Below are 11,801 nucleotides of genomic sequence, written 5' to 3' on the forward strand. Positions count from 1 at the left end.
TAACCGCGTGCCCGCCGGCACGGGGGACGGCGCGGTTACCGAACTATGATCGAACGGTGTCCGAATCCTCCCTCGCGGAACTGCTCCGCGCCCGTGGCCTGCGGCTGACGGCGCAGCGGCAGCTCGTCCTCCAGGCGGTGCTGGACCTCGGGCACGCCACCCCGGAGCAGGTGCACAACGCGGTCCGGGAGGTGGCGGCCGGGGTCAACATCACCACCATCTACCGCACGCTCGAGCTGTTGGAACGGCTCGGCCTGGTGACCCACACCCACCTCTCGCACGGCTCGCCGACGTACCACGCGGCCGGCGAGGACCAGCACGTCCACCTGGTCTGCCGGGAGTGCGGCGGGATCGACGAGATCGATCCCGAGCTGCTGCGCCCGCTGGCCGACCAGTTGGCGAGCCAGCGCGGGTTCCGGGTGGACATCGGGCACGTGTCACTCTTCGGCGTCTGCGGGCGCTGCCAGAACGGGGACCAGGAATGATCGACATCGCGGGAGCGGTGGCCGTCGAGAGCATCGACGAGGCCAGCCGGGACCAGCCGGAGCCGGCGCACGCCGCGGCGGGCGTCCGGGGGGTGGCCGCGCACTACGGCGACCCGATGCGGGAGCAGCGGACGCTGGACACCGCGGTCGGTCTGGTCGACCGCTCGCACCGGGGGATCGTCGCGGTGCCGGGCGAGGAGCGGATCGGCTGGCTGCACACCCTCACCACCCAGCACCTGGCGCAGCTGACCGCCTACCAGGGCACCGAGTTGCTGGTGCTCTCCCCGCACGGGCACGTCGAGCAGCACGCCATGGTGACCGAGGACGGCGAGACCACCTGGCTGGACACCGAGCCGGGGGCCACCGAGGGGCTGCTGTCGTACCTGGAGAAGATGCGGTTCTTCAGCCGGGTCGAGCCGCGCGACGTGACCGCCGATCACGCGCTGCTCTCGCTGGTCGGGCCGGCGGCCCCGGACGCCGTGGCCACGCTCGGCGTGACCGGGCTGGCCGAGCCCGACGTGGTCGCGGTGCCGGGCCCGAAGTTCCGCTCCGGCACGCTGCCGCCCCGTCCCACCGCGCTGTACGACGTCCGCCCGCTGCCGGCCGGCGGGTGGGCCCGGCGGGGCCCGCTCGGGGTGGACCTGCTGGTGCCCCGGGCCGCGATGGAGCAGGTGGTCGCGGAGCTGCGCGGGGCCGGGGTGCCGGTCGCCGGCCTGTGGGCGTACGAGGCGATCCGGGTGGCCGCGCGGCGGGCCCGGGTGGGGGTGGACACCGACCACCGCACCATCCCGGCCGAGGTGGACCTGATCGGCCCGGCCGTACACCTGGAGAAGGGCTGCTACCGGGGCCAGGAGACGGTGGCCCGGGTGCACAACCTGGGCCGTCCGCCGCGCCGGCTGGTCCTGCTGCACCTGGACGGGGTGACCACCGACCAGCCGCCGGCCGCCGGCACGCCGGTGAGCCTGGACGGCCGGACGGTGGGCTTCGTCGGCACCGCTGTGCACCACCACGAGTTGGGCCAGGTGGCTCTCGCCGTGCTCAAGCGGAACGTCCCGGACGACGCGCGGCTGCTGATCGGCGAGACCGCCGCCGCGATCGATCCGGTCCCGGCCGGCTGAGCACGAAAAGATCTCCCGTTGGCGACGTCAGGGCCGGAAATGCTCCGGTCGACTGGGCTCGGAGCCGGGGTCTAGGATCCCGGCATGACGACAGGGACGTTGATCACGGTTGCCCCCACCGGTGCGGAGTCGGCGAAGGCGGAGGTGCCGGCGCTGCCGGTGACCCTCGACGAGCTGCTGCTGACCGCCAAGGAGTGCGAGGCGCTCGGCGCCGCCGTGATCCACGTCCACATCCGCGACGACGAGGCGAAGCCCACCCTCGACCAGGGCCGGCTCCGGGAGACGGTGGCGGCGCTGCGGGAGAGCACCGACCTGGTGGTGCAGCTCTCCTCGGGCGGCGCGGTGACCGACCCGGAGGCCGACCGGCTCGCGGTCCTCGACGCCGGCCCCGACATGGCCTCCTGCACCATGGGCACTGTCAACTTCGGCGACGACGTCTTCCTCAACCGCTGGGAGTTCATCGTCGACCTGCACACCCGGATGCAGGAGCGGGGCATCGTGCCGGAGTACGAGATCTTCGACCTCGGCCACCTGGCCGCCCTGCAACGCCTGCTCGGCAAGTACGGTCTGCCGGCCGGCGGGCACGTGCACGTCGACTTCGTGATGGGCGTGCCGGGCGGCATGCCGGGCACCACCGAGGCGCTGGTCGCCTGCCGCCAGGCCCTGCGCGACCTGCCCGAGGGCACCACCTTCTCGGCCACCGGCATCGGCCGCACCAGCATCCCGGTGCTGCTGGCGTCGCTGTCCACCGGCGGGCACCTGCGGGTCGGTATGGAGGACACCGTCACCTACGCCAAGGGCAGCCCGGTGGAGTCCAACATGCAGCTCGTCGCCCGGGCGGTCGGCTTCGCCCAGCTCGCCCAGCGTCCGCCGCTGACCACCGCACAGGCCCGCGAGCTGCTCGGCGTGCCGGCCGCCGGCCGGTAAGCGGCGGGCCGGCCGACGCTCCTGTACGCGCGGGCGCGGACGTCCTGGTCACCCCGCCGCCCGCGGTCGCCCGACCGTCGGTACCGTCCACGGTGTGGGAAAGACGTACGAGGGCGGTGCGCCGCTCGCCGAGGTGGTCCGGTCCGGTTTCGTGGAGGGCGTGCACCGCGGCTCGGTGGTGGTGCTCGACGCGACCGGGGCGACGGTGGCCGGTACCGGGGACGTGACCTCGCCGGTCTTCCCCCGCTCGGCGAACAAGCCCATGCAGGCGGTCGGGATGCTCCGCGCCGGCCTGCCGGTGACCGATCCGGCCGACCTGGCGCTGGTGTCGGCGAGCCACGCCGGTGAGGAGTTCCACCTGGCCCGGGTCGCCGCGCTGCTCGCCCGGGCCGGTCTGGACGAGTCGGCGCTGCACTGCCCGCCGGACCTGCCGGTCGGCGAGGCGGCCCGGGCCGCCGTGCTGCGCGCCGGCGGCGGGCCCCGCCGGATCCAGATGAACTGCTCCGGCAAGCACAGCGGGATGCTGCTGACCTGCGGCGCCGCCGGTTGGGCGCGGGACGGCTACTGGCGCCCGGAGCACCCGTTGCAGCAGCGGCTGCGGGACGCGATCGAGGAGTTCACCGGCGAGCCGGCGGCGGCGGTCGGGGTGGACGGCTGCGGCGCCCCGGTGCTCGCCGTCTCGCTGACCGGGCTGGCCGGGGCGTACCTGCGGCTGGTCTCGGCGGAGCCGGGCTCGGTGCCCCGGGCGGTGGCCGACGCGATGCGCGCCCACCCGGAACTGGTCGGCGGCACCGAGGCGGACGACACCCGGCTGATGCGCGGTGTCCCCGGCCTGCTGGCCAAGGTGGGCGCCGAAGGCGTGATCGCGGCGGCGCTGCCCGGCGTCGGGGCGGTCGCCCTCAAGATCGACGACGGCGCGGGTCGGGCCCGGATGCCGGTGCTGGTTTCCGCGCTGCGCCGGCTCGGCGTGGACGCGCCGGTGCTCACCGAGTACGCCGAACTGCCGCTGTTCGGCGGCGGCGTCCCGGTCGGCGCGATCCGCCCGGTCTGGTGACGGGCGCCGGCCGCCCGGCGTGGTGACCCCCGCCGCGGCCGGTAGTGGTTGGCGCGGGGGCGGTCGGCGCTACCCCGCCGGGTCCGGTGGCCGGGGCGGCGTCGGCTCGTCCGGTCCGGTGACCGGCGGGCGGCTCAGCGCAGGAAGTCGAGCAGGGCGGCGTTGACCGGCTCCGGGCGCTCCAGCGGGAGCAGGTGGGCGGCGTCGGGCACGTCGGGCAGGCGTACCGCGTCGGGCGCCTCGGCGGCGATCCGGTCGGCGAGCCGGCTGATGTCCGGCACGTCGGCCGCGCCGGCGGTCACCAGGACGGGCATCCGCAGCTCGCCGAGGCGGCCGATCGCCGGCGGGTCCAGCTCGGCCACGTCCACCGCGCTGAGCGCCTGCTCGGCGGCGAGGGCCCGCTGGTCCATCTCCCAGGCGAAGGCGAGCAGCTCCGGGTCCACGTCCTCCGGGCGGCGGCCGGGGCCGACCACCCAGAACCGCACCTCGGCGGCGGCACTGGCCGCGAAGTCCTCCTGGTCGACCTCGCCCACCAGCTGGTCCCAGAGCTCGTTGGCCTGCTCGGACCATTCGTGGCCGGAGATCGCGCTGCCGAGCAGGGCGAGCGCGGTGACCCGCTCGGGGTGGGCCAGCGCGGTGTCGACCGCCACCGCCCCGCCGAAGGAGCAGCCGACCAGGGCGGCCCGCGCCACGCCGAGCGCGTCCAGCAACCCGACCACGTCGTCGTGGTGGGCGAACGAGGCGGGGGGCAGCTCGGAGTCGCCGTAGCCGCGCAGGTCGAGCGCGATCACCCGGTGCCGTGCGGCCAGCACGCCGACCTGCTCGCGCCACATCCGCCGGTCGGCGATTCCGGCGTGCAGCAGCACCACCGGTGTTCCGCTGCCCACCTCGTCGTACGCGAGCTGCGCACCGTTCACCTCGATCTTGGTCACCGGAGGAAGGTACGCACGGGACGCCTGGGACGCAACCCGCTTGCTGAGACCTTGCTAACTCTGGCTAGCACTTTGCTTGCAGGAGTTAGCAGGGCGGGTTAGCGTCGGGGTATGGCCACACCCAAGGACCTTCCCGACGTCGGCGGGTTCATTCGCGACCTGCGCCGCAACGCGAAGATCTCGCTGCGGCAGCTCGCCGAGCAGGCGGGGGTCAGCAACCCGTACCTCAGCCAGATCGAGCGCGGGCTGCGCAAGCCCAGCGCCGAGGTGCTCCAGCAACTGGCCAGCGCGCTGCGGGTCTCCACCCCGGCGATGTACCTGCGGGCCGGGCTGCTCGACGACAAGGAGGGTCAGGGGGTGCTCGCGGCCATCGCCGTCGACCCCGACCTGACCATGGCGCAGAAGCAGTCGCTCAGCCAGATCTACGAGACGTTCCGCCGGGAGAACGCGCGGCTCGCCGAGGCCACCGCCGCGGCCACCGCCGCCGAGACCGGCGAGCGCACCCCGGCGGCGGAACCCGCCGAAGCGGCTCGGCCGTCCGCAGCCGGGTCCGCCGAGGAGGCGCCCGCCCTGGTCAACCCGACCGTCACCGGTCCCACCACCGAAGCGGGCACGCCGACCGAGGCCGTGCTCGAGTCGGTCGCCGTCACCGAGGCCGGCACCGCTCCCGCACCGACCCCCGCGAAGAAGGCCGCCGAGGCGGCCGAAGAGGAGAAGTCATGACCCAGCCGAAGACCAACCGCATCCCGGCCCCGATCTACGCCGCCGCCGGCGCCGGCGAGCTGGCCATCCAGCAGCTGCGCAAGCTCCCCGCGGTGGTCAGCGACCTCGGCACCAAGGTCGTCGCCGACCTCGGTGGCAAGGCCGTCGTCACCGGCTTCGAGCTGCGCCAGAAGGCCAACGAGACGCTGCGCACCGCGAACCAGACCGCCGGCAGCCTGCGCGAGAAGGCCCCGGCCGACCTGACCAAGCTGCGCGAGGCGGCCGACCTGAACAAGCTCCGCGAGGTCGCCGACCTGAACAAGCTGCGCGAGGTGGCCGACCTGGACCGGCTCCGCGAGGTGGCCACCCGCAACGCCGCCGTGGTGGTGGCCGGTGCCCAGGCCGCCCAGGAGCGGGCGCTCGCCGCGTACGGCGCGCTGGTCGCCCGGGGTGAGCGGGTGGTCGGTGCCGGCGTGCTGGAGGCCGCCGACACGGTGAACGCCGACATCGAGGCGACCGAGGCCACCGCGCCCGCCGCCGCCCCGAAGCCGGCCGAGCCGGCCGCCGAGGTGCCCACCCCGGCCGAGGTGGCCGAGGTCGTCGAGGCCAAGCCGGCCGCCGCGAAGAAGGCCACCCGGGCCCGCAAGACCACCGCCAAGGCGGTGCAGCCGGCCGCCACCCCGTCGGCGAAGCTGCCCCGGACCACGAAGCGGACCCGCCCGGCCGCCGAGTGACCCGCTGAGCCGGCGACCCCGGAGGCGTCCTTGTCGGACGTTTCCGGGGTCGCCGGCATAAGCTTGCCGTCATGGCCAACGCCGCGCCGCTCTTCGCCTTCGAAGTCCGCTACGTGATCGAGCTGATCCTGCTCGTCTTCGCGCTGATCATCCAGGGCGTCGCGCTGGTGCACGCCATCACCCAGCGATCCGACGCCTTCCCCGCCATCGGCACGCTGCCCAAGGGCGGCTGGATCGCCATCCTGGCGGTCTGCCTGGTGCTGACCCTGCTCGGGTTCGGCCCGATCAGCCTCTTCGGACTGATCGGCATCGCGGCCGCGCTGATCTACCTGCTCGACGTCCGGGTCGGGCTGCGCGACCTGAGCGACGGCAAAGGGTTCTGGTGAGGGGTTTCCGCTGGCCACCGCCGCCCGACGGTGGGCCGCGCACCTGGGGTCCCGGGCCGGGCGGCCCGCGTACCGGGCGGCCGGCCCTGCCGGAACCGGAGACCGAGCTGGTCGCCACGCCGCACGACGTACGGCTGGAGCGGCTGGTCACCGGGGCCGGTGACCCGGTCACGGTGTTCGCCCACGGGCTGGGTAACGGCATCGCCACCACCCGGCCGTTCGGCAGCGGCGTCACCGGCCGCAAGCTCTTCTTCCAGTTCCGCGGGCACGGCCGCTCCGACGCGCCGCCCGGTCCGTGGAGCTACCTCGACCTGGCCCGCGACCTGCGGGCCGTGGCCGACCTCGGCGGGGCCACCCGGGCCTTCGGCGCGAGCCTCGGCGCCGGCGCGCTCTGCCGGCTGCTCGCCGAGAGCCCGGAGCGCTTCGACCGGCTGGTGTTCTTCCTGCCGGCGGTGCTCGACCGGCCGCGCGGCGAGATCGCCCAGGCCCGGCTGACCGCGCTGCTCGACGCGGTGGAGAGCGGCGACGCCTCGGCGGTCGCCGAGGTGGTCTCGGTGGAGCTGCCCCCTGGCGTGCGCAACACCCCGGCCGGCTGGGCCTACCTGCGCCAGCGACTGGACCAACTGCTGCGGGACGGGCTCGCGCCGGGGCTGGCCAGCCTGCCCGAGCAGGTGCCGCTGCGCGACGCCGGGGTGCTGGCCGCCGTGACCGCGCCCGCCCTGGTGATCGGGTGCGCCGGCGACGACCTGCACCCGGTTGAGGTGGCCGAGCAGCTCGCGGCCGCGCTGCCGGCGGCCACCCTGCACGTGTACGACCGGCCCGGCGTGCTCTGGACCGAACGCGCCGACCTGCGATCGCGGATCTCCACCTTCCTCAACGAGTAACCTGCCCTGTCATGGGCGTCACACACCACGGACGTACGCACCGGCTGGACCTCGCCGACCCGACCCTGCGCGAGTGGCAGTGCACGGTGCTGCACGCCGAACCGGAGCAGGGCATCGTGCTCGACCGGTCGGCCTTCTACCCGGGCGGCGGCGGCCAGCCGCCGGACCACGGCGTACTGCTCTGGCAGGGGGTGCAGACCCGGATCGTCGGCACCCGCAAGGGCGACGACCTCTGGCTGATCCCGGCCGAGGGTGACCCGCTGCCGCCGGCCGGCAGCACGGTGACCGGTGCGGTCGCCGACGAGCGCCGCACCCGGCTGATGCGTACCCACTCGGGGCTGCACGTGCTCTGCGGGGTGGTGTTCCGCGACTTCGGCGCGCTGGTCACCGGCGGCAACATGGAACCGGGCGAGGCCCGGATGGACTTCAACCTCCCCGAGGTGCCGCCGGACTTCAAGAGCCGGATCGAGGACCTGGTCAACGCCGAGGTGGCCGCCGACCGGGCGGTGGCCGTCCGGGTGCTGCCCCGGGCCGAGGCGCTCGCTCTGCCGGACATCATCCGGACCCAGTCGAACCTGATCCCGCCGGACGAGCAGGAGGTCCGGATCGTCGACATCGTCGGCCTGGACGTGCAGGCCGACGGCGGCACGCACGTCGCCTCGACGGCGCAGATCGGCAAGGTCCAGGTGGTCAAGGTGGAGAGCAAGGGCCGGGCCAACCGCCGGGTCCGGGTACGCCTGGCGGACTGAGCGGTGGCTCCCGGCGCCGGACCGGCGCCGGGAGCCGCGACCTCACACCAGGTCGATGCGTTCCCGCTCGATCGGGTAGCCGGCCCGGGCGAAGGCGGCCGCCATCGGGTGGTGGGTCTGGTCGGTGGCCGCCACGATCCGGTCCGCCCCCGCCTCGACCAGCAGGTGGGTGGTCTCGACCAGCAGGTCGTACGCGTACCCGTGGCCGCGCTGTCCGGGCAGCACGCCGACGAAGCCGACGATCGGGTCGCTGTGGTTGCGTGCCGGCACGGTGATGCCCACCATCTCGCCCGCGGGCGTCCAGGCCAGCCGCCACCAGTCGCGCGGGCTCGGCAGCCAGCGCAGCAGGTCGAGCTCCTCCCGTGCCGCCGCGTCCGGCCCGTGCTCGGCGGCGGTGTGCCGGGTGTGCGCGTCCAGGCTTCCCTCGCCCACCCGGCGCAGCACGTCGAGGATCACGTCGTCGTCGGGTTCCGGGCGGAACTCCAGCCGGCCCGGCCGGGCGGGCAGCCCGCACTCCGGTGTCCAGCGGTACCGGTACCGCTCGACCAACGGGGACATGCCGGCGGCGACCGCCGCGTCCATCCGGGCCTGCGCCTCCGCCCGGACGGCCGGGTCGTCGCGCCAGCCGGGCGGCAGGGAGAGCGAGTACTCGGCCCGCAGCGGGGCGGTGCGCAGCAGCTCGACCGCCGCCGCGCGGTCGGTGAAGTCGAACCAGTCGAGCGCCAGTGGCGATTCGTCGTCCGGCCCGCCCCACCAGGCGGCCCGGGCCACCACGGCGCCGTCGCGCAGGGCGATCCAGCTCCACTCGGGACGGTACTGGCCGTCGGCGGCCATGTCGGTGTAGTTCTCGCCGAACGCGGCGCGCCCGACCAGCGTGGTGTGCGGCAGGGAGTCGAACAGTGCTTCCTCGCCCGCGGTGAGCGGGCGGATGACCAGGTCGGTCATGGGGTCCTTCCGGGTTGACGTGCTCCCGGCCTCAGAACCGCGGCGCCCTCGTGACCGGGCGGGAGCACAGCGATGTCGTGGACACGGTGCTCACCTCCCTTCCCCTCGACGAGGGCGCCCCGGGACGGTAGCAGCGCACCCGTGTCGCCGGCCAACGGGTTTATCCGGCACCGCCCGGCTCCGGTGGCAGGTGGGCGGCGCGGACGTCGAGCAGCCAGCGCTCGACCGCGGCCTCGTCCGGCCGCTCCGGCAGCGGGGTGCGGATGCGGGCGAAGTCCCGCTCGGCCTCGGCCAGCAACGTCCGCGCCTCGTCCAGCTCGCCGCCGGCCACCCGCTCGCCGAACGCCCGGAACCACTCCGGGTCGGTGAGCCGGATCTCCAGCACCCCGGTGGCGTAGAGCAGCCGACCCTGGTGCACCAGCCGGGCCAGGTGCCGGGCGTGCTTCGCGGTCCGGCGGCGGGTGTCGGACGAGAAGCTGCCGTCGCCGCGCGACTCCAGCTTGCGGAACTGCCGGCCGGCGTAGCCCAGGTAGGCGTCGCGGACCCGGGGCGCGCTGAGGAAGGCCGAGCGGATGCCGATCAGCCGCTCGCCGTGTTCCGTCCGCGTCTCGTAGCAGTCGTCCGGCAGCCACATCAGCTCGGTGGCGGTCGGGTTGCCGCCCAGCGCCAGCCTGGCGTACTTGGCGGCCTCGTGCAGGGTGACGTCCGGGTCGGTGGTGACCACCGACTCGCGGGGCGGGTGCAGGCCGTGGAAGGCCACCGTGGGCGCCGCGAACACGCCGATCCGGTCCACATCCGAACCGGGCCGGGCCAGGCCGTACGCGACCGAGCCGACGATGCCGGAGAGCAGCAGGTGCATGCCGGCGAGCATGACTGACGACACCCGCCCGCCGAAACCCGACTTCGGCTGTCAGGTATTGCTGACACGCTCCGCCCATGACGAAACCGCTGACAGGGAAGATCGCGCTGGTCGCCGGGGCGAGCCGGGGCGCCGGGCGACAGATCGCGGTGCAGCTCGGCGCCGCCGGAGCCACCGTCTACGCCACCGGGCGCAGCAGCCGGGCCGGGCGCTCCGAGATGAACCGCCCGGAGACCATCGAGGAGACCGCCGAGCTGGTCACCGCGGCCGGCGGCGAGGGCATCCCGGTCGTGGTCGACCACCTGGTGCCCGAGCAGGTCCGCGACCTGGTCGCCCGGATCGACGCCGAGCAGGGCCGCCTCGACGTGCTGGTGAACGACATCTGGGGGGCCGAGTCGCTGGTCACCTGGCAGAAGCCGGTCTGGGAGCAGCCGTTGGACGCCGGCTTCCGGACGCTCCGGCTGGCCATCGACACGCACATCGTCACCAGCCACTTCGCCCTGCCGCTGCTGATCCGCCGCCCCGGCGGCCTGGTCGTCGAGATCGGCGACGGCACCAAGGCGTACAACGACGTGAACTACCGGTTGTCGGTCTTCTACGACCTGGCCAAGGTGTCGGTGAACCGGCTCGCCGAGAGCTGGGCCCACGAGTTGGCGCCGTACGGCTGCACCTCGGTCGCGCTCACCCCCGGCTGGCTGCGGTCCGAGACCATGCTGGAGCACTTCGGGGTGACCGAGGAGAACTGGCGGGACGCGCTCGCCCAGCAGCCGCACTTCGCCATCTCCGAGTCGCCGGCGTTCGTCGGGCGCGCGGTCGCGGCCCTGGCCGCCGACGAGGACCGGGCCCGCTGGAACGGGAGGTCCACCTCCAGCGGCGAGCTGGCCCGGGTGTACGGCTTCACCGACCTCGACGGCAGCCGGCCGGACGCCTGGCGGTACCTGGTCGAGGTGCAGGACCCCGGCAAACCGGCGGACGTCACCGGCTACCGCTGACCGGTGGTCGCCGCGGGCCGCCCGTCCCCGGGCCGGGGCGGCGGCGTGGCGTAGAGGGCGGCGGCGCGGGCCGCCGCCTCGGCCAGCCAGGCCCGCAGTTCCGCCGGTTCGAGCACCTCGACCTCCGGCCCCAGCCCGAGCAGTTGGCTGTACGCCACCGGAAGGGACTCGACGGGCAGCCGGGTGACCACCCAGCCCTGCCCGTCGGGTTCCCCGGCGGCGGCCAGCGCCTGCTGGTACGCGAAGGGGGCGTCGGCGGCGTGCCGGAGCTGGCGCAGGCCGGCGGGGCTGAGCCGGACGGTGACCTCGGCCCGCAGCATGCTCCGCAGGAACGCCTCGGCCTGCTCCCGCCAGTACCCGGCCAGGTCGAACCCCTCGTCCCGGGCGAAGGTCTCCGCCCTCACCTCGACGCCGGTGACCCGGTCCACCCGGTACGTCCGGTACCCGTCGCCGACCCGGCCGACCAGGTACCAGGTCCCGCTCTTGAGCACCAGCCCGTACGGGGCCAGGTCCCGGGTGACCTCCCGGTCGCCGCGCCGGTAGCGCAGCTCCACCACCCGGTCCCGCCAGACCGCCCCGGCCAGCTCGCTCAGCCACGGCGGCGGTCCGGTCTCCCGGAACCAGCCCGGCACGTCCAGGTGGAACCGCTGCCCGGTGCGGGCCGGCGCGTCCCGCAGTGCCGGCGGGAGTGCCGCCAGCACCTTCAGCTCGGCGGCCGCGACCGCGTCGGCGAGCCCCATGTCGCCGGCCGGGCCGGGCAGCCCGGCCAGGAAGAGCGCCTCCGCCTCGTCCCGGGTCAGCCCGGTCAACCGGGTCCGGTAGCCGCCGAGCAGTCGGTAGCCGCCGGCCCGGCCCCGGTCGGCGTAGACCGGCACGCCGGCGGCGGAGAGCGCGAGCACGTCCCGGTAGACAGTCCGTTCGGAGACCTCCAGCTCCCGGGCCAGCTCCGCGGCGGTCATCGTCTCCCGCGCCTGGAGCAGCAGGACCAGGGAGATCAACCGGGATGCGCGCACCCCTCCATCCTGCCCCCGGCC

At 74.8% G+C, this 11,801-nt stretch carries 14 protein-coding genes; 10 read left to right on the forward strand and 4 right to left on the reverse strand.

Annotated elements, in window-relative coordinates; all coding sequences use genetic code 11:
• Nucleotides 1-56 precede the first annotated feature (56 nt).
• The 4 genes from SM577_RS04590 (at nucleotide 57) to SM577_RS04605 (ending at nucleotide 3,584) form a co-directional block, all read left to right on the forward strand.
• A complete protein-coding gene (locus SM577_RS04590; RefSeq protein ID WP_302920798.1) occupies nucleotides 57-485 on the forward strand; it encodes a Fur family transcriptional regulator in 429 nt (142 codons plus the stop codon).
• On the forward strand, nucleotides 482-1,603 hold the full coding sequence (ygfZ, locus tag SM577_RS04595) for a CAF17-like 4Fe-4S cluster assembly/insertion protein YgfZ (RefSeq protein WP_474586360.1): 1,122 nt from the start codon (nucleotides 482-484) through the stop codon (nucleotides 1,601-1,603). The genes SM577_RS04590 and ygfZ overlap by 4 nt, the downstream gene beginning before the upstream one ends.
• 84 nt (nucleotides 1,604-1,687) lie before the next feature.
• Nucleotides 1,688-2,530 (forward strand): beta-keto acid cleavage family enzyme, encoded by an 843-nt coding sequence (locus tag SM577_RS04600; protein ID WP_474586361.1) that lies wholly within the window; start codon nucleotides 1,688-1,690, stop codon nucleotides 2,528-2,530.
• Nucleotides 2,531-2,624: 94 nt separating this feature from the next.
• Nucleotides 2,625-3,584: an asparaginase gene (locus SM577_RS04605; protein ID WP_302920801.1), complete on the forward strand. Its 960-nt coding sequence runs from the start codon at nucleotides 2,625-2,627 to the stop codon at nucleotides 3,582-3,584.
• A 134-nt stretch (nucleotides 3,585-3,718) separates the two neighbouring features.
• Here the strand turns inward: SM577_RS04605 and SM577_RS04610 are convergent, their stop codons facing one another.
• Nucleotides 3,719-4,516 carry an alpha/beta fold hydrolase gene (locus tag SM577_RS04610; RefSeq protein ID WP_474586362.1) on the reverse strand — a complete coding sequence of 266 codons (798 nt, stop codon included), beginning with the start codon at nucleotides 4,514-4,516 and terminating at the stop codon, nucleotides 3,719-3,721.
• Between the two features lie 111 nt (nucleotides 4,517-4,627).
• Between SM577_RS04610 and SM577_RS04615 the strand changes: the two genes are divergently transcribed.
• From SM577_RS04615 to SM577_RS04635, 5 genes are all read left to right on the forward strand, one after another.
• The gene (locus SM577_RS04615) at nucleotides 4,628-5,239 is read left to right on the forward strand and encodes a helix-turn-helix domain-containing protein (protein WP_474586363.1); all 612 of its coding nucleotides are present in this window, start codon (nucleotides 4,628-4,630) and stop codon (nucleotides 5,237-5,239) included.
• Nucleotides 5,236-5,952 carry a hypothetical protein gene (locus tag SM577_RS04620; RefSeq protein WP_474586364.1) on the forward strand — a complete coding sequence of 239 codons (717 nt, stop codon included), beginning with the start codon at nucleotides 5,236-5,238 and terminating at the stop codon, nucleotides 5,950-5,952. Before SM577_RS04615 ends, SM577_RS04620 begins: the two co-directional genes overlap by 4 nt.
• Nucleotides 5,953-6,023: 71 nt before the next feature.
• Nucleotides 6,024-6,338, forward strand: coding sequence for a DUF2516 family protein (locus SM577_RS04625; protein ID WP_088996233.1), 315 nt, complete (start codon nucleotides 6,024-6,026; stop codon nucleotides 6,336-6,338).
• Nucleotides 6,335-7,222 (forward strand): alpha/beta fold hydrolase, encoded by an 888-nt coding sequence (locus SM577_RS04630; RefSeq protein ID WP_302920805.1) that lies wholly within the window; start codon nucleotides 6,335-6,337, stop codon nucleotides 7,220-7,222. Before SM577_RS04625 ends, SM577_RS04630 begins: the two co-directional genes overlap by 4 nt.
• 11 nt (nucleotides 7,223-7,233) lie before the next feature.
• Nucleotides 7,234-7,971, forward strand: coding sequence for an alanyl-tRNA editing protein (locus SM577_RS04635; protein ID WP_302920806.1), 738 nt, complete (start codon nucleotides 7,234-7,236; stop codon nucleotides 7,969-7,971).
• Between the two features lie 42 nt (nucleotides 7,972-8,013).
• On the opposite strand, the gene SM577_RS04640 is transcribed toward SM577_RS04635, so the two are convergent.
• Nucleotides 8,014-8,916, reverse strand: a complete 903-nt coding sequence (locus SM577_RS04640) for a GNAT family N-acetyltransferase (RefSeq protein ID WP_474586365.1) — start codon at nucleotides 8,914-8,916, stop codon at nucleotides 8,014-8,016.
• A gap of 160 nt (nucleotides 8,917-9,076) precedes the next feature.
• The gene (locus SM577_RS04645) at nucleotides 9,077-9,775 is read right to left on the reverse strand and encodes a nucleotidyltransferase domain-containing protein (protein ID WP_302921019.1); all 699 of its coding nucleotides are present in this window, start codon (nucleotides 9,773-9,775) and stop codon (nucleotides 9,077-9,079) included.
• 77 nt (nucleotides 9,776-9,852) lie between these two features.
• Here SM577_RS04645 and SM577_RS04650 point away from each other — a divergent pair, with 77 nt between their 5' ends.
• Nucleotides 9,853-10,767 (forward strand): SDR family oxidoreductase, encoded by a 915-nt coding sequence (locus tag SM577_RS04650; RefSeq protein ID WP_302920809.1) that lies wholly within the window; start codon nucleotides 9,853-9,855, stop codon nucleotides 10,765-10,767.
• On the opposite strand, the gene SM577_RS04655 is transcribed toward SM577_RS04650, so the two are convergent.
• Nucleotides 10,758-11,780 carry a helix-turn-helix transcriptional regulator gene (locus SM577_RS04655; protein WP_474586366.1) on the reverse strand — a complete coding sequence of 341 codons (1,023 nt, stop codon included), beginning with the start codon at nucleotides 11,778-11,780 and terminating at the stop codon, nucleotides 10,758-10,760. The genes SM577_RS04650 and SM577_RS04655 overlap by 10 nt on opposite strands.
• Nucleotides 11,781-11,801: the final 21 nt, after the last annotated feature.

The organism is Micromonospora desertarenae (assembly GCF_056150265.1).

Excerpts from the sequence above, each read along its gene's own strand:
- SM577_RS04640 (WP_474586365.1), bottom strand. The coding sequence starts at position 8,916 with ATGACCGACCTGGTCATCCGCCCGCTCACCGCGGGCGAGGAAGCACTG.
- ygfZ (WP_474586360.1), top strand. The coding sequence starts at position 482 with ATGATCGACATCGCGGGAGCGGTGGCCGTCGAGAGCATCGACGAGGCC.
- SM577_RS04645 (WP_302921019.1), bottom strand. The coding sequence starts at position 9,775 with ATGCACCTGCTGCTCTCCGGCATCGTCGGCTCGGTCGCGTACGGCCTG.
- SM577_RS04615 (WP_474586363.1), top strand. The coding sequence starts at position 4,628 with ATGGCCACACCCAAGGACCTTCCCGACGTCGGCGGGTTCATTCGCGAC.
- SM577_RS04620 (WP_474586364.1), top strand. The coding sequence starts at position 5,236 with ATGACCCAGCCGAAGACCAACCGCATCCCGGCCCCGATCTACGCCGCC.
- SM577_RS04625 (WP_088996233.1), top strand. The coding sequence starts at position 6,024 with ATGGCCAACGCCGCGCCGCTCTTCGCCTTCGAAGTCCGCTACGTGATC.
- SM577_RS04600 (WP_474586361.1), top strand. The coding sequence starts at position 1,688 with ATGACGACAGGGACGTTGATCACGGTTGCCCCCACCGGTGCGGAGTCG.
- SM577_RS04650 (WP_302920809.1), top strand. The coding sequence starts at position 9,853 with ATGACGAAACCGCTGACAGGGAAGATCGCGCTGGTCGCCGGGGCGAGC.
- SM577_RS04635 (WP_302920806.1), top strand. The coding sequence starts at position 7,234 with ATGGGCGTCACACACCACGGACGTACGCACCGGCTGGACCTCGCCGAC.